Genomic DNA, 14,529 nt, shown 5'->3' on the forward strand with positions numbered 1-14,529 from the left:
TGCCGGACGGTCACTCCGCGATCTGGAGGACGTCGTCGATCATGATCCGCGTCGAGTCCAGACCGCCGAACACGATGTACCAGGCCATCGGGTCCAGGTAGACGATCTGGTCCTCCTGGGCGGCGGTGGTCTGCGCGACGATCTCGTTGTCGAGCACCGCCTCGGCCGCCTGGGAGCCCGCCTCGCCCGTCGCGGCGTCGCGGTCGACGACCCAGAGGGTGTCCGGGTTCGTCTCGAGCAGGAACTCGAAGGAGACGTGCTCGCCGTGGGTGGCGGCCTCGACGTCCTCCACGGCGGGCTCGACGCCGAACACGTCGTAGATCAGCCCGCCGCGGACGGCGGGGCCGACGGCGTCCGGACCGGCGGGGGCCAGCGCGCTGAGCTGTCCGCCGGAGACCATGAGTCCCAGACCCGGGCCGGCGTCGGCGGTCGCGGCGCGCGCCTCCTCGATGCCGGCGTCGATCTCCTCCAGCGCGGCGGCGGCCTCCTCCTCGGCGCCGAGCACCTCGCCCAGGAAGGTGGCGCTGCGCTCCAGGTTCTCCGTGTACGAACCGCGCAGGCTCAGGTCGACGGTGGGCGCGATCTCGTTGAGGTCCTCCCACAGCGCCGCGGAGCGGTTGGCCACGACGATCAGGTCGGGCTGCTGGGCCTCGATCTCGACGAGGTCGGCCTCGAACAGGGTGCCCGCGTTGAAGGCGTCGTCGGCCAGGTACTGCTGGAGGTAGTCCGGCACGTTCTCGAGCGGGGCCCCCGCGATCTCGCCGCCGAGCGCGCCGATGGTGTCGAGGCTGGCGATGTCGAAGGTGACGATCTTCTCGGGGTTCTTCGGGACCTCGACGGTCGTCTCCTCGTACTGCGGGTCCTCGTCCTCGCCGGCGACGTTCCGGTCCCAGGTGAAGGAGACGGTCTCGGCCTCGGTGCCGGCAGCGGTCTCCGCGTCGGCGTCACCGCCGCACGCGGAGAGCGCCAGGACGGCGGTGAGCGGGAGGGCGAGGGCCGCGAGCGGCCGGGCGGCGGTGCGCATGGTGCTCCTGTCGGGGACTGAGGCAAGGATGACCTAACTAAGGCACGCCTAACCAACCACACCGGTTCCGGGCGGACCAGACCGGGTCCCCGGAGGCGCTGCGGGTGCGCCCGCGCCGGTGACCCCGCGACCTCCGGCCGGCCCCCGGGCGGGAGGATGGGGGCGTGCCCGCCCCCGTCCCGCCGGCCCCGCGCCGGTGAGCCTCGTCCTCGTCGTCGCGATCACCGCCGTGGCGGCCCTCGTGGTCCTCGCGGGGCTGGCGTCCACGGTCGCGCGGCGCCGCACGGGGCTGGTGCACCTCGCCGGCGCCGGCCTGCTGGAGGCCCTCCTCGTGCTGCAGGCGGTGCTGGCGCTCGCGCGGATGGGCGACGGCACGCCCGCCGACACCCCCACGTTCCTGGGCTACCTGTTCGGCGTGCTGCTCATCCCGGTCGCCGGGGTGCTGTGGGCGCAGGCGGAGCGGACCCGCTGGGCCGGGACGGTCCTGGCGGTCGCGGCCGCCGCCGTCGGCGTCATGGTCTGGCGCCTGCTGCAGCTGTGGGAGGCCACCGGTGCGTGACCGCGGGCTCGGGCGCCCCGCCGAGGCGGCGGCGCCGGGCTCGGCCGGGCCCGCGCGCGTGCTGGTGCTGCTCTACGGCATCTTCGCGCTGGCGGCGGGCGCCCGCGCCGGGGTGCAGCTGGCCACCCGCTTCGACGAGGCCCCCCTGGCCTACCTGCTCTCGGCGTTCGCGGCGGCGGTCTACGTGGTGGCCACGGTGGCCCTGGCCCACGGGGGGAGCGGGGGCCGGCGGACGGCGCTCGCCGCCATCCTGGTCGAGCTGGCCGGGGTGCTCGTCGTCGGCACGCTGTCGCTGGCCGATCCGGCGGCGTTCCCGGACGAGACCGTGTGGTCGGCGTACGGCCGCGGCTACGGGTACGTGCCGCTGGTGCTCCCGGTGCTCGGCCTGCTGCTGCTCTCCCGCCGGCGCGGCGACTAGCTAGAAGTCGCCGCCCCCGAAGTCACCACCGAAGTCCCCGCCTCCGAAGTCGCCGCCCCCGAAGTCACCGCCGTAGCCGGCCCCGGGGTCCTCGTAGCCGCCGGCGCCGTCCTCGTAGCCCGCGGCGTAGGCCTCTTCGTCACCGCCGCCGAAGAGCCCGCCGTCGCCCATGCCGGTGTCGAACAGCGCGTCGGCGACCGCCGTGCCGACGACGAGCCCGCCGATGGTGCCCAGCATGCTGCCGCCGATGATGCCGCCCATGCCGGGGCCGCCGTAGCCGCGCCCCGGGCCGTACCCGGGTCCGGGCCCGCTGAAGGTGCGCTCCATGAAACCGGGCTGGCGCAGCTCGGCGCGCGTGGCGGCCCGGGCGAGCGTCCGCGGGTCGTCACCGGCCGGCCGCTCGCCGGCGGGCACCGACTCGCTCAGCCGGCCGAGCACCTGGGCGCGCTGCTCCGGGGTCAGCTGGGCGAACGCCTCGGCGTGCGCCTGCTCGATCTGGTCGGGCGGCGCCGTGCGCAGCAGATAGCGGTAGCGCTCGATCGCCTGCTCGTCGGCGGTCGGCTGCGGGCCGCCGTACGGCCGCCCCGGCGGGGCGCCGCGGCCACCCGGTGCGCCGTAGCCGCCGTACCCCGCGTAGCCGCGGTCCTCGTGCTGCCGCCTGCGGCCGAAGAGCCGGTCGAGCAGTCCCACGGTTCCTCCTCGCGTCGCCGGACGTGTGCCCCGGTGGGTGCCCCGCGCCCGGGAGCGGGAACCGCCCTCACCCCTCAGTCCTCGCCGTCACGCAGCAGGCCGTAGCTGCCCCGGTGGAACAGCAGCGGGCGCCGGTCGGGGACCGCCCCCAGGTCGAGCACCCGGGCGACGACGATGGTGTGGTCCCCGCCGTCGTACTCGGCCCACAGCTCGCCGTCGATCCAGGCGACGACGTCGTCGAGCACCGGGGAGCCGTGCGGGCTGGGGCGCCACGGGACACCGGCGAACTTGTCGGTGCCGGACCGGGCGAAGTTCTGCGAGACGGCGTCCTGCCCCTCGGCGAGGACGTTGACGCAGAACCGGCCGATCTCCCGCAGCCGGGCCCAGGTGCGCGACGTCCGGGCGGGGGCCAGCGCGACCAGCGGCGGGTCCAGCGACAGGGAGCTGAACGACTGGCAGGTGAAGCCGATCGGGCCCTCGGGGGTGTCGGCGGTGACGACGGTGACCCCGGAGGCGAAGTGGCCGAGGACGTCGCGCATCAGCCGTGGGTCGACCAGCCGCGGCGGCTCGGGGACGCCCATCAGCGCGCGTCCGCGGAGCGGGGGACCGACCGGCCGCCGGCGCGGTAGAGCGAGCTGGGCAGCTCGTGCCCGACCGCCTGCTCGGTCACCCGGGCCGCCGCCAGCAGTGCGTCCAGGTCCAGCCCGGTGCGCACCCCGGACTCCTCCAGCATGTAGACCAGCTCCTCGGTGGCGATGTTGCCGCTCGCGCCCGGGGCGAACGGGCAGCCGCCCAGCCCGCCGACGGAGGCGTCGAGCTGGGTGACGCCGGCCTGCACGGCGGCCAGCGCGTTCGCCTGGCCGGTGCCCCGGGTGTCGTGGAAGTGCACGCCCACGGCGACGCCGGGGCAGGCGCGGCGGACTGCGTCCACCAGGGTGACCACGCGCAGCGGCGTCGTCGTCCCGATGGTGTCGCCGAGGCAGAGCTGGTCGGCGCCGGCCGTGACCGCCGCCCGCGCCACGTCGACGGTCCGCGCCACCGGGGTGCGCCCGTCGAAGGGGCAGTCCCAGGCGGTGGCGATGATGACCTCCAGGGAGCCGCCGGCGCCGTGGGCGAGCCCGGCGATCTCGCCCACCGCGGCCACGGCCTCGGCGGTGCTACGCCCGGCGTTGGCGCGGCTGTGGCCGTCGGAGGCGGAGACGACGTACTCCAGTTCGGCGATCCCGCAGTCGACGGCGCGGACGGCGCCCCGCGGGTTGGCGACCAGTGCGGACCAGTGCACCCCCGGCCACCGCTGCAGCTTGGCGGCGAGCTGGTCGGCGTCGGCGAGCGCGGGCACGGCCCTGGGCGAGACGAACGACGTCGCCTCGATCCGGCGGACGCCGGTGGCCACCAGCGCCTCCAGCATGGCGAGCTTGCCCTCCAGCGGGACGGGGGCCTCCAGCTGCAGGCCGTCGCGCATCCCCACCTCGCGGACGTCGACCGAGCTGGGCAGCACCAGGTCGAACTCGTTCATCTGCGTCTCCTCGGCGCCGGCGTCGGTTCCTCCCCGCATCCTCCCCTCCCCGCGCCGGGTTCCCCCGATCGGGCGCCCCGGGACCGTGCCGGGTGGTCCGGACGGCGGGTCGTCGTCCGCGTCGAGCAAGATGGGACCCGGCACAGGAGGTGGAGGGTGATCGAGGTGGCGGGCGCGCTGCCCCCGGCGGATCGGCGGAGCGTCTTCGCCAACGCGCCGATGGGGATCGCGTTGACGACGCCCGGGGGTCTGCTCGTCGACGTCAACCCCGCGCTCGCGGAGATGGCCGGCCGCTCCGCCGAGGAGCTGCACGGTCGCTCGGTCATCGACCTCGTCCACCCGGAGGGGGTCCTCGCCGCGCAGCAGGCGCACGCCACCCTGACCGCCCACCCCGACCGCCCGATGCGGCACGAGACCCGCCTGCGGCGGCCGGACGGCGCCGACCTCCCGGTGCAGATCACCGCCTCGTGGGTCGCCGAGAGCGAGGAGGGGCTGGCCGCCCACCTCGTCCTGATCGTCGAGGACATCACCGAGCGCAAGGCGCTCGAGGCGCAGCTGGTGCACCGCTCGCTGCACGACCCGCTGACCGGGCTGCCCAACCGGCTGCTGTTCCACGACCGGCTGCGGCACGCGCTCGACCGGGGCCGGCGCGAGGACACCCCGACCTGCGTGCTGATCATCGACCTGGACGGGTTCAAGGCGATCAACGACGAGCTGGGCCACCCGATGGGCGACCTGGTGCTCGTCTCCTTCGCCGAGCGGCTGCGCTCGGTGCTGCGTGCCAGCGACACCGCGGCCCGGCTGGGCGGGGACGAGTTCAGCATCGTCTGCGAGAACACCGAGCAGGCCGACGCCCAGGCCCTCGCCGACCGGCTGCGCACGACGGTCACCGAGCCGCTCGAGCTCGGCGGCACCCGGGTGCCGGTGGGGATCAGCATCGGCATCGGCACGGTGCGGGGCGGCGAGCAGCCCGAGGAAGTCTACGAACGGGTCGTGCGGGCCGCCGACGACGACATGTACGCCGACAAGGCGCGCCGGCGTCGGGCCGGCCGCCGCCGCTAGCCGAGCGCGCGGCCGACCGCGACCGCCCGGGTGTCCGGCGCGGCCACCCGGGCGGCGTCGGCCTCCTGGTCGCCGAGCTCGGTCTGCGAGCGGCGCTCGGCCTCCACCCGCGCGGTGTAGCTGGCCACCTCGTTGGCGATGCGCTGCTCGTCCCAGCCCAGGACGTCGGCGACCACCCGCGCGACCGGCTCCGCGGACTCCACCCCGCGGTGCGGCGTCTCGATGGAGATGCGGGTGCGCCGGGCCAGCAGGTCGTCCAGGTGCAGCGCGGCCTCGTGCCCGGCGGCCCACACCATCTCCGCCATGAGGTACTCCTCGGCCCCGGGGACCGGCTCCAGCAGCTCCGGCCGGTCCTCGGCGAGCGCCAGGACGTCCGGGGTGAGCGAGCCGAAGCGGTTCAGCAGGTGCTCGGCGCGGAACCGCGGGATGCCCCAGCGCCGGGAGAGGCCGTCGAGGGAGTTCACCATCGCCGCGTAGCCCTCGGCGCCCACCAGCGGGATGTTCTCCGTGACGCTCGGGGGCACCCGCCGGCTGACGTCCTGCGCGACGGCGTCCACCGCGTCCGCGGCCATGGGGCGGTAGGTCGTGTACTTGCCGCCCGCCACGGCGACGACCCCCGGCATCGGCCGGGCGACGGCGTGCTCCCGGGACAGCTGGCTGGTCGACTCGCTTTCCCCGGACAGCAGCGGGCGCAGCCCGGCGTACACCCCGGTGATGTCGTCGTGGGTCAGCGGCACCGACAGCACCTCGTTGACGTGCTCGAGGATGTAGTCGATGTCGGCGCGGCTGGCCGCCGGGTGCGCCTTGTCCAGCTCCCAGTCGGTGTCCGTGGTGCCGACGATCCAGTGGCTGCCCCACGGGATGACGAAGAGCACCGACTTCTCGGTGCGCAGGATCAGCCCGGCCTCGCCGTTGATCCGGTCCCGGGGGACGACGATGTGCACGCCCTTGCTGGCCCGCACGTGGAACCGGCCACGCCCGCCGACCAGCGTCTGGATGTCGTCGGTCCAGACCCCGGTGGCGTTGACGACCACCTCGCTGCGGACGTCGACCTCCTCCCCGGTCTCCACGTCGCGGACCCGGGCGCCCACCACCCGCCCGCCGGCGTGCTCGAAGGCGACGACCTCGGCCGAGTTGAGGACGGTGGCCCCGTAGGTCGCGGCGGTGCGGGCGACGGTCAGGGTGTGCCGCGCGTCGTCGGCCTGGGCGTCGTAGTAGCGGACGGCGCCGACGAGCGCGTCCGGCCGGAGCGCGGGGAACATCCGGCGCGCCCCGGTGCGGGTCAGGTGCTTCTGCGCGGGCATCGGCTCGGAGAGCGCGCCGAGCCGGGCCAGCCCGTCGTAGAGCGCGAGGCCGGCGGTCACGTAGGGCCGCTCCCAGCCGCGGTGGGTGAGCGGGTAGAGGAAGGGCACCGGCTTGACCAGGTGCGGGGCGAGCCGGTTCACGGAGAGGTCGCGCTCGTGCAGCGCCTCGCGGACCAGCCCGAAGTCGAACTGCTCCAGGTAGCGCAGCCCGCCGTGGAAGAGCTTGGAGGACCGGGAGGAGGTCCCGCTGGCGAAGTCCCGCGCCTCGACGAGGGCCGTGCGCAGACCGCGGGTCGCGGCGTCCAGCGCGACCCCGGCCCCGGTCACACCGCCGCCGACGACGAGGACCTCGAAGCCCCCCTCGGCGAGCTCGGCCCAGGCCTTGGCGCGCTGCTCCGGCCCGAGCGGGCGTACTGCCGTCATCTGCACTCCCCGGGGATGCCCGCCCACCGGGCGGGACGCGCTGGTGAGGGCGCCGGAGCGGCGCGCCTCGGTGTCACTGCCCTCGGCCGCGGGGCGGGCGCGCCGTCCCGCGACCGGCTGGGCCCACGGTAGGTCGGCCCCGGCGCGGCGTCGACGCAGCACGTCCGACATCGTCGTACCGGCGGGAGGGGACGCGGCACCCCGGATGCCCTAGCGTCGCGCCATGCCGGGCACCGTGCAGTCCGTCGAACGAGCGGCGGCGATCCTCCACGTCGTGGCGGCGGCGCGCGGCGCGCTCGGCGTCACCGACATCGCCGAGGCCGTCGGGCTGGCCAAGACCACCACCCACGGCCTGCTGCGCACCCTGCTGCACGTCGGGTTCGTGGAGCAGGACCGGGAGACCGGCCGGTACACCGTCGGCTCCGGCCTGCGCCGGCTGGGCACGCCGCTCGACGTCAACGAGGTGCGGTCGCGCGCCTCGAACTGGGCCGACGCGCTGGCCGCCCGCAGCGGGCACACGGTGCGGCTGGCCACCCTCGCCGGCGAGGAGGAGGTGGTCGTCGTCCACCACGTCTTCCGGCCCGACGACTCGGCGCAGGAGCTGGAGGTCGGGGTCACGCTGCCCGCCCGGACCACCGGGCTGGGCAAGGTCCTGCTGGCGCACGCGCCCGACCCCCGGACGGCGCGGAACGGGCACGGTGGGCGGGCCGCCGAGCTGGCCGAGGTGCGGGCCCGCGGCTGGGCCGCCGAGCGGGGCGAGCACGAGCCCGGGCGCGGGTGCATCGCCGCGCCCGTCCGCGGCCCCGGCGGCCCGGTGGTCGCCGCGCTCGGGGTGAGCGGGCCGGTGACCTCGCTGTTCGACGGGCGCGGCGCCCCCCGCGGTCTGCTGCTGGGCATGGTCACCGACGCGGCCGCCGCCGTCTCCCGCGAGCTGGGGTACGGCGGTGCCTGACCGCTACGTGCTCGCCGTCGACCAGGGGACGACGTCGACCCGGTCGCTCGTGTTCGACCGCGGTGGCCGCATGGTCGCCGTCCGCCAGCGCGAGCACCGCCAGCACTTCCCCCGGCCGGGCTGGGTCGAGCACGACCCGATGGAGATCTGGGCGAACACCCGGTGGACGGCCGACGAGGTGCTGGCCGACGTCGGCGCGGCGGGCTCGGTCGTCGCGCTGGGCATCGCGAACCAGCGCGAGACCACGGTCGTCTGGGACCGGGCGACGGGCCGGCCCGTGCTGCGCGCGCTGGTCTGGCAGGACACGCGCACCGCGGAGCTGGTCGCGGAGCTCTGCGCGCGCCCGGACGCCGAGCTCGTCCGCGAGCGCAGCGGCATGGCCATCGCCGGCTACTTCTCCGGGCCGCGGCTGCGCTGGATCCTCGAGCACGTGCCCCGCGCCCGGGAGCGGGCCGAACGCGGGGAGCTGCTGTTCGGCACGATGGAGACCTGGCTGATCTGGAACCTCACCGGTGGCCCGGAGGGCGGCCGGCACGTCACCGACGTGACGAACGCCAGCCGCACCCTGCTCATGGACGTGCGCACCTGCCGGTGGGACCCCGAGCTGCTGGCCTTCTTCGGCATCCCCGCAGCGATGCTGCCGGAGATCCGGCCCTCGGTGGGCATGCTCGGCACGGCGACCGCGCTCGCCCGCCCGCTGCCGATCACCGGCGCGCTCGGCGACCAGCAGGCCGCGCTCTTCGGGCAGGCGTGCTTCGCGCCGGGCGAGGCGAAGTGCACCTACGGCACCGGGAGCTTCCTGCTGCAGAACACCGGCACCGAGCTGGTGCGCACCCGCTCCGGGTCGATCAGCACGGTCGCCTACCAGCTGGCGGGCGAGCCGGTGCGGTACGCGCTGGAGGGCTCCGTCGCCGTGGCCGGCGCCCTGGTGCAGTGGCTGCGCGACGGGCTCGGGCTGATCGCCACCGCCCCTGAGGTCGAGACCCTCGCCCGCACGGTGGAGGACAACGGCGGCTGCTACGTCGTGCCCGCGTTCTCCGGCCTGCTGGCCCCGCACTGGCGGGGCGAGGCGCGCGGGCTGGTGGCCGGGCTGACCTCCTACGTCGGCAAGGGCCACCTGGCCCGGGCGGTGCTGGAGGCCACCGGCTGGCAGACCCGCGACGTCGTCCGGGCGATGGCCGCCGACTCCGGGCTGTCGCTCCCCGCGCTCCGGGTGGACGGCGGGATGACCACCAACAACCTGCTGATGCAGTTCATCGCCGACGTGCTCGACACCCCGGTGGTCCGCCCGATGGTGGGGGAGACGGTGTCGCTCGGGGCCGCGTACGCCGCCGGGCTGGCGGTCGGTGTCTGGTCCGACGTCGAGGCGCTGCGCCGCAACTGGCACCGGGCGGCGCAGTGGACGCCCTCGGCCGAGGCGGCCCGGGCGCTGGCCGCGGAGTACCCGCGGTGGGAGCGGGCGGTGCAGCTCAGCATCGCGTGGGGGGCGCCCTGACCGAGCTGTCCGATGATGTCGAACCCGCGCTGTTGTCCAGGTCACAGCCGGGCTCCTACGGTCCGCGGGACGGGTCCGCTGGGGATCGCCCCGGGCCCGTGGACATCCACCGTCCGCGGCGTCGCGGGCCCACCGGGAGGAGCACCCACACGTGGACACCACGAGCCTCTGGACGGTCTTCGGCAGCGAAGTGCTCGGCACCGGCATCCTGCTCCTGCTGGGTGTCGGGGTGGTCGCCAACGTCGCGCTGCCCAAGACCTTCGGCAACGGCGGGGGCTGGATCGTCATCATCTTCGGCTGGGGGCTGGCCGTCTTCGCCGGCGTCTTCGCGGGCGCGTCGTCCGGGGCGCACATCAACCCGGCCGTCACGGTCGGCCTGCTGGTGAGCGGCACCGACACCTACACCGAGGGCGTCCCCGTCACCGTGGCCAGCACGCTGGTCTACTTCGCCGGCCAGCTGGTCGGGGCCTTCGTCGGCGCGGTGCTCGCCTACCTGGCCTACTACGGGCACTACAACGACCCGGAGGCCGCCGGGACCCAGCTGGGCACCTTCGCCACCGGGCCGGCGACCGGCACGATCAAGGACAACGTGATCAGCGAGGTCATCGGCACGTTCGTCCTCGTCTACATCATCCTGCGGTTCGGCGACACGCCCACCCAGCTCGGCCCGCTGGCCGTCGCCCTGCTGGTGGTCGGCATCGGCGCCTCCCTCGGGGGGCCCACCGGCTACGCCATCAACCCCGCCCGCGACCTCGGGCCGCGCCTCGCCCACGCCGTCCTGCCCATCCGGGGCAAGGGCGGCAGCAACTGGGGGTACGCGTGGGTCCCGATCGTGGGCCCGATCGTCGGCGCCGTCCTCGCGGGCGGCCTGTCGCACGTCCCGTTCTGACCGCCCCACCGAGAGGAACAGCCATGCCGCAGTACGTCGCAGCCATCGACCAGGGCACCACGAGCACCCGCTGCATGCTCTTCGACCACGACGGCGCCGTGGTGTCGGTCGGGCAGAAGGAGCACGAGCAGATCTTCCCGAGGGCCGGGTGGGTGGAGCACGACGCCCTGGAGATCTGGCGCAACACCCGCGAGGTGGTCGGCCAGGCCATCGCCCGCAGCGACGCCGGGCCCGCCGACATCGTCGCCGTCGGCATCACCAACCAGCGGGAGACCGCCGTCGTCTGGGACCGGGCGACGGGGGAGCCGGTCTACAACGCCATCGTCTGGCAGGACACCCGCACCACGAAGATCATCGAGGACCTCGGTGCGCTGGGCGGCGGGGCCGACCGGTACAAGGACCGGGTCGGGCTGCCGCTGGCCACCTACTTCGCCGGGCCCAAGGTCCGCTGGATCCTCGACAACGTCGAGGGCGCCCGCGAGCGGGCCGAGCGCGGTGAGCTGCTCATGGGCACCATCGACTCCTGGCTGATGTGGAACATGACCGGCGGTGCCGACGGCGGCCAGCACCTCACCGACGTCTCCAACGCCTCGCGCACGATGCTCATGGACTACCGGACGCTCGCCTGGGACGAGTCCATCGCCGAGGAGATGGGCATCCCGGTGTCGATGCTGCCGGAGATCCGGTCCAACTCCGAGGAGTACGGGCGGGGCCGGAAGGCCGGCTTCCTCGCCGGGGTGCCGATCGCGGGGTCGCTGGGGGACCAGCAGGCGGCGACGTTCGGGCAGGTCTGCTTCGAGCGCGGGATGGCCAAGAACACCTACGGCACCGGCAACTTCATGCTGCTGAACACCGGCGAGGAGGCCGTCCCCTCGCAGAACGGCCTGCTCACGACGCTGTGCTACCAGCTCGGCGACGCCAAGCCGGTGTACGCGCTGGAGGGCTCCATCGCCGTCACCGGTTCGCTGGTGCAGTGGGTGCGCGACAACCTCGGGATGATCGGGAGCGCCCCGGAGATCGAGGACCTGGCGCGCTCGGTGGAGGACAACGGCGGCTCCTACTTCGTCCCGGCGTTCTCCGGGCTGTTCGCCCCGCACTGGCGGTCCGACGCCCGCGGCGCCGTCGTCGGCCTGACCCGGTACGTGAACAAGGGCCACCTCGCCCGGGCGGTGCTGGAGGCGACGGCCTACCAGACCCGCGAGGTGCTGGACGCCATGAACGCCGACTCCGGCGTCGACCTGACCGAGCTCCGGGTGGACGGCGGGATGGTCGGCAACGAGCTGCTCATGCAGTTCCAGGCCGACCTGCTCGACGTCCCGGTGATCCGCCCGAAGATCGCCGAGACGACGGCGCTGGGCGCCGCCTACGCGGCCGGCCTCGCGGTGGGCTTCTGGTCCGACCTCGACGAGCTGACCGCCAAGTGGGCCGAGGACAAGCGCTGGGAGCCGCAGATGGCGGCCGAGGAGCGGGAGCGCAACTACCGCAACTGGCAGAAGGCGGTCACCAAGTCGCTGGACTGGGTCGACGAGGACGTCAGCTGAGCCGACTAGCTTGCGTAACTGACTAGTCAGCCGTACTGTCCAGCGCGTGACGGAGGAGCGCTGGCCCGGCGAGTGGATGCGCGGTGTGCTCTCGCTGTGCGTGCTGCGTGTCGTCGCCGACGGGCCGACGTACGGCTACGCGATCGCCGCACGGCTCGCCGAGGCAGGCCTCGGGTCGGTCAAGGGCGGCACGCTGTACCCGATCCTCACCCGGCTGGAGGCCGAGGGGCTGGTCTCGTCGTCCTGGGCGGCGGGCGAGGCCGGCCCCGGCCGCAAGTTCTTCACCCTGACCGCCGCCGGTGGGCAGGCCCTGCACGAGCGCGCCGCCCAGTGGCGCGTGTTCACGGAGCGGGCCGCCGGCCTGCTCGCGTCCCCGTCCGTCCCCGCCTGAGGAGCCCGCCATGGGGAAGGTCCTGAACAGCACCGAGCAGGCCTGGTGCGACGACCTGCTGCTGCGCCTGCGCCTGCGTGACGTGCCGGGCACGCGGATCGGCGAGGTGCTCGCCGAGGTGGAGAGCCACGTCGCCGAGACCGGCGAGCACCCGCGGGAGGCGTTCGGCCCGCCGCGGGAGTACGCCGACCAGGTGGCCGACGCCCTGGGCATCCGCCCCGTGGGCACGTGGGCGTGGGTCCGCGGGTCGCTCGGCGTCCGGGACCTGCTCGTGGCCGTGCTCACCGGCCTCGGCGGGTTCGCCACGGCCGAGGGGCTGTGGTCGCTCGCCGCCGGCGACCGCTCGCTGTTCGGCCTGCCCGCCTGGGCGGTCGCCGCGGCCGGTGCCCTCGTCCTGGCCGCCTGCACCGCGCGCTTCGTGCTCGCGGCGCGGCGGGGGGACGACGCCGACCCGGTCCTCGACCCCCGCACCGGCGCCGACATGGTGCCTTTCACCCGGAAGCAGGTGGCCCTCCTGGCCGGCCTCCCGGTGCTGCTGCTCGCCATGACCGTGGTCGGCGGCCTGCTCAGCCGCTGACGGCCACGGCGTCAGCCGCGAGCGACGGCGTCAGCCGCGAGCGACGGCGTCAGCCGCCGAGCGCGGTGGCGACGACGGCGCGGGCCTCCTCCTGCACCTGCGCGAGGTGCTCGGGCCCGCGGAAGGACTCGGCGTAGATCTTGTAGACGTCCTCGGTGCCCGAGGGGCGGGCGGCGAACCAGGCGTTCTCGGTGGTCACCTTGAGGCCGCCGATCGGGGCGTCGTTGCCGGGTGCGCGGGTCAGCTTGGCGGTGATCGGCTCGCCGGCCAGCTCGGTGGCGGCGACGTCCTCGGGGGAGAGCTTGCCCAGCGCCGCCTTCTCCGCGCGGGACGCCGGGGCGTCGATGCGGGCGTACGCGGACTCGCCGAAGTGGTCGGTGAGCTGCTTGTGCAGCGTGGAGGGGGACCGTCCGGTGACGGCCTGGACCTCCGCGGCCAGCAGCGCGAGCAGGATGCCGTCCTTGTCCGTCGTCCAGACGCCGCCGTCGCGGCGCAGGAACGAGGCACCGGCGGACTCCTCGCCGCCGAAGGCCACCGAGCCGTCGAGCAGGCCCGGGACGAACCACTTGAAGCCGACGGGCACCTCGACCAGCGTCCGGTCCAGGTCGGCGACCACGCGGTCGATCAGCGAGCTGGACACCAGGGTCTTGCCGACGGCGACCTCCTTCGCCCAGCCGGGGCGGTGGCTGAGCAGGTAGGCGATCGCGACGGCGAGGAAGTGGTTGGGGTTCATCAGCCCGCCGTCGGGGGTGACGATGCCGTGCCGGTCCGCGTCGGCGTCGTTGCCCGTGGCGATCTGGAACTCGTGCCGGCGCTGGACCAGGGACGCCATCGCGTGCGGGGACGAGCAGTCCATCCGGATCTTGCCGTCCCAGTCCAGCGTCATGAACCGCCAGGTGGGGTCGACCAGCGGGTTGACCACGGTGAGGTCGAGGCGGTGCCGCTCGGCGATCGCGGCCCAGTAGTCGACGCTGGCGCCGCCCAGCGGGTCGGCACCGATCCGGACGCCCGCGTCGCGGATGGCGTCCAGGTCGACGACCTGGGGCAGGTCGTCGACGTAGGTGCCCAGGAAGTCGTAGGTCTCCGCGGCGGCGCGCGCCTGCTCCACCGGCACCCGGCGGACGCCGCTGAGCCCGGCGCGCAGCAGGTCGTTGGCGCGACCGGCGATCCACCCCGTGGCGTCGGTGTCGGCCGGCCCGCCGCTGGGCGGGTTGTACTTGAACCCGCCGTCGCGCGGCGGGTTGTGCGAGGGGGTGACGACGATGCCGTCGGCCAGGCCCTGCTGCTTGCCCTGGTTGGCCCGCAGGATCGCGTGGCTGATCGCCGGCGTGGGGGTGTAGCGGCCTGCGGCGTCGACCAGCACGGTCACGTCATTGGCGGCCAGCACCTCCAGCGCCGTCGCCCAGGCGGGCTCGGAGAGCGCGTGGGTGTCCCGGCCGAGGAAGAGCGGCCCGTCGAAGCCCTGCTCGGCCCGGTACTCGCAGATCGCCTGCGTGGTCGCGAGGATGTGCGCCTCGTTGAACGCCGCGTCGAACGACGACCCGCGGTGGCCGGAGGTGCCGAACACCACCTGCTGGGCGGGCTCGGCCGGATCCGGTTCGACGGTGTAGTACGCGCTGACCAGCGATGCCACGTCGATCAGGTCGGCGGGCTGGGCGGGCTGTCCGGCGCGGGCGTCGCTCATGCCG

At 74.8% G+C, this 14,529-nt stretch carries 15 protein-coding genes; 9 read left to right on the top strand and 6 right to left on the bottom strand.

The features are described 5' to 3' along the window. Positions 1-10: 10 nt before the first annotated feature. Positions 11-1,024: a siderophore ABC transporter substrate-binding protein gene (locus E9529_RS03625; protein ID WP_236829739.1), complete on the bottom strand. Its 1,014-nt coding sequence runs from the start codon at positions 1,022-1,024 to the stop codon at positions 11-13. A 196-nt stretch (positions 1,025-1,220) separates the two neighbouring features. On the opposite strand from E9529_RS03625, the gene E9529_RS03630 reads away from it, so the two are divergent. Next, entirely contained in the window at positions 1,221-1,583 is a 363-nt protein-coding gene (locus tag E9529_RS03630; RefSeq protein WP_236829740.1) for a hypothetical protein, read from the top strand. Continuing rightward, complete coding sequence (locus E9529_RS03635; RefSeq protein ID WP_236829741.1) at positions 1,576-2,001, top strand: hypothetical protein; 426 nt, start codon at positions 1,576-1,578, stop codon at positions 1,999-2,001. Before E9529_RS03630 ends, E9529_RS03635 begins: the two co-directional genes overlap by 8 nt. On the opposite strand, the gene E9529_RS03640 is transcribed toward E9529_RS03635, so the two are convergent. From E9529_RS03640 to E9529_RS03650, 3 genes are all read right to left on the bottom strand, one after another. Further along, positions 2,002-2,691, bottom strand: a complete 690-nt coding sequence (locus E9529_RS03640) for a hypothetical protein (RefSeq protein ID WP_236829742.1) — start codon at positions 2,689-2,691, stop codon at positions 2,002-2,004. It abuts the gene before it with no gap. Positions 2,692-2,765: 74 nt separating this feature from the next. Beyond that, on the bottom strand, positions 2,766-3,272 hold the full coding sequence (locus E9529_RS03645) for a flavin reductase family protein (protein WP_236829743.1): 507 nt from the start codon (positions 3,270-3,272) through the stop codon (positions 2,766-2,768). Next, complete coding sequence (locus E9529_RS03650; protein ID WP_236829744.1) at positions 3,272-4,246, bottom strand: hydroxymethylglutaryl-CoA lyase; 975 nt, start codon at positions 4,244-4,246, stop codon at positions 3,272-3,274. The genes E9529_RS03645 and E9529_RS03650 overlap by 1 nt, the downstream gene beginning before the upstream one ends. A 117-nt stretch (positions 4,247-4,363) precedes the next feature. Here E9529_RS03650 and E9529_RS03655 point away from each other — a divergent pair, with 117 nt between their 5' ends. Next, positions 4,364-5,269 carry a sensor domain-containing diguanylate cyclase gene (locus E9529_RS03655; protein ID WP_236829745.1) on the top strand — a complete coding sequence of 302 codons (906 nt, stop codon included), beginning with the start codon at positions 4,364-4,366 and terminating at the stop codon, positions 5,267-5,269. Here E9529_RS03655 and E9529_RS03660 read toward each other — a convergent pair. Continuing rightward, a complete protein-coding gene (locus E9529_RS03660) occupies positions 5,266-6,996 on the bottom strand; it encodes a glycerol-3-phosphate dehydrogenase/oxidase (protein WP_236829746.1) in 1,731 nt (576 codons plus the stop codon). The genes E9529_RS03655 and E9529_RS03660 overlap by 4 nt on opposite strands. Before the next feature lie 223 nt (positions 6,997-7,219). Here E9529_RS03660 and E9529_RS03665 point away from each other — a divergent pair, with 223 nt between their 5' ends. The 6 genes from E9529_RS03665 (at position 7,220) to E9529_RS03690 (ending at position 12,841) form a co-directional block, all read left to right on the top strand. Further along, positions 7,220-7,948, top strand: coding sequence for an IclR family transcriptional regulator (locus tag E9529_RS03665; RefSeq protein WP_236829747.1), 729 nt, complete (start codon positions 7,220-7,222; stop codon positions 7,946-7,948). Further along, the gene (glpK, locus tag E9529_RS03670; RefSeq protein ID WP_236829748.1) at positions 7,941-9,443 is read left to right on the top strand and encodes a glycerol kinase GlpK; all 1,503 of its coding nucleotides are present in this window, start codon (positions 7,941-7,943) and stop codon (positions 9,441-9,443) included. Before E9529_RS03665 ends, glpK (E9529_RS03670) begins: the two co-directional genes overlap by 8 nt. A 151-nt stretch (positions 9,444-9,594) precedes the next feature. Continuing rightward, positions 9,595-10,332 (top strand): MIP/aquaporin family protein, encoded by a 738-nt coding sequence (locus tag E9529_RS03675; protein WP_236829749.1) that lies wholly within the window; start codon positions 9,595-9,597, stop codon positions 10,330-10,332. 23 nt (positions 10,333-10,355) lie between these two features. Further along, positions 10,356-11,873 carry a glycerol kinase GlpK gene (gene glpK / locus E9529_RS03680; protein WP_236829750.1) on the top strand — a complete coding sequence of 506 codons (1,518 nt, stop codon included), beginning with the start codon at positions 10,356-10,358 and terminating at the stop codon, positions 11,871-11,873. 46 nt (positions 11,874-11,919) lie between these two features. Next, positions 11,920-12,264, top strand: coding sequence for a PadR family transcriptional regulator (locus E9529_RS03685; protein WP_236829751.1), 345 nt, complete (start codon positions 11,920-11,922; stop codon positions 12,262-12,264). A gap of 10 nt (positions 12,265-12,274) precedes the next feature. After that, complete coding sequence (locus E9529_RS03690; protein WP_236829752.1) at positions 12,275-12,841, top strand: hypothetical protein; 567 nt, start codon at positions 12,275-12,277, stop codon at positions 12,839-12,841. A gap of 49 nt (positions 12,842-12,890) precedes the next feature. Here the strand turns inward: E9529_RS03690 and pgm are convergent, their stop codons facing one another. Then, on the bottom strand, positions 12,891-14,525 hold the full coding sequence (pgm, locus tag E9529_RS03695) for a phosphoglucomutase (alpha-D-glucose-1,6-bisphosphate-dependent) (protein WP_236829753.1): 1,635 nt from the start codon (positions 14,523-14,525) through the stop codon (positions 12,891-12,893). Between the last annotated feature and the right edge of the window lie 4 nt (positions 14,526-14,529).

Source organism: Blastococcus sp. KM273128, assembly GCF_021698975.1.
In the GTDB taxonomy this organism is placed as follows: domain Bacteria; phylum Actinomycetota; class Actinomycetes; order Mycobacteriales; family Geodermatophilaceae; genus Blastococcus.

Bases quoted from the DNA above. Each gene is read 5' to 3' on its own strand.
- E9529_RS03665 (WP_236829747.1), top strand. From the start codon at position 7,220: ATGCCGGGCACCGTGCAGTCCGTCGAACGAGCGGCGGCGATCCTCCAC.
- E9529_RS03660 (WP_236829746.1), bottom strand. From the start codon at position 6,996: ATGACGGCAGTACGCCCGCTCGGGCCGGAGCAGCGCGCCAAGGCCTGG.
- pgm (WP_236829753.1), bottom strand. From the start codon at position 14,525: ATGAGCGACGCCCGCGCCGGACAGCCCGCCCAGCCCGCCGACCTGATC.
- glpK (WP_236829750.1), top strand. From the start codon at position 10,356: ATGCCGCAGTACGTCGCAGCCATCGACCAGGGCACCACGAGCACCCGC.
- E9529_RS03625 (WP_236829739.1), bottom strand. From the start codon at position 1,024: ATGCGCACCGCCGCCCGGCCGCTCGCGGCCCTCGCCCTCCCGCTCACC.
- E9529_RS03645 (WP_236829743.1), bottom strand. From the start codon at position 3,272: ATGGGCGTCCCCGAGCCGCCGCGGCTGGTCGACCCACGGCTGATGCGC.
- E9529_RS03690 (WP_236829752.1), top strand. From the start codon at position 12,275: ATGGGGAAGGTCCTGAACAGCACCGAGCAGGCCTGGTGCGACGACCTG.
- E9529_RS03650 (WP_236829744.1), bottom strand. From the start codon at position 4,246: ATGCGGGGAGGAACCGACGCCGGCGCCGAGGAGACGCAGATGAACGAG.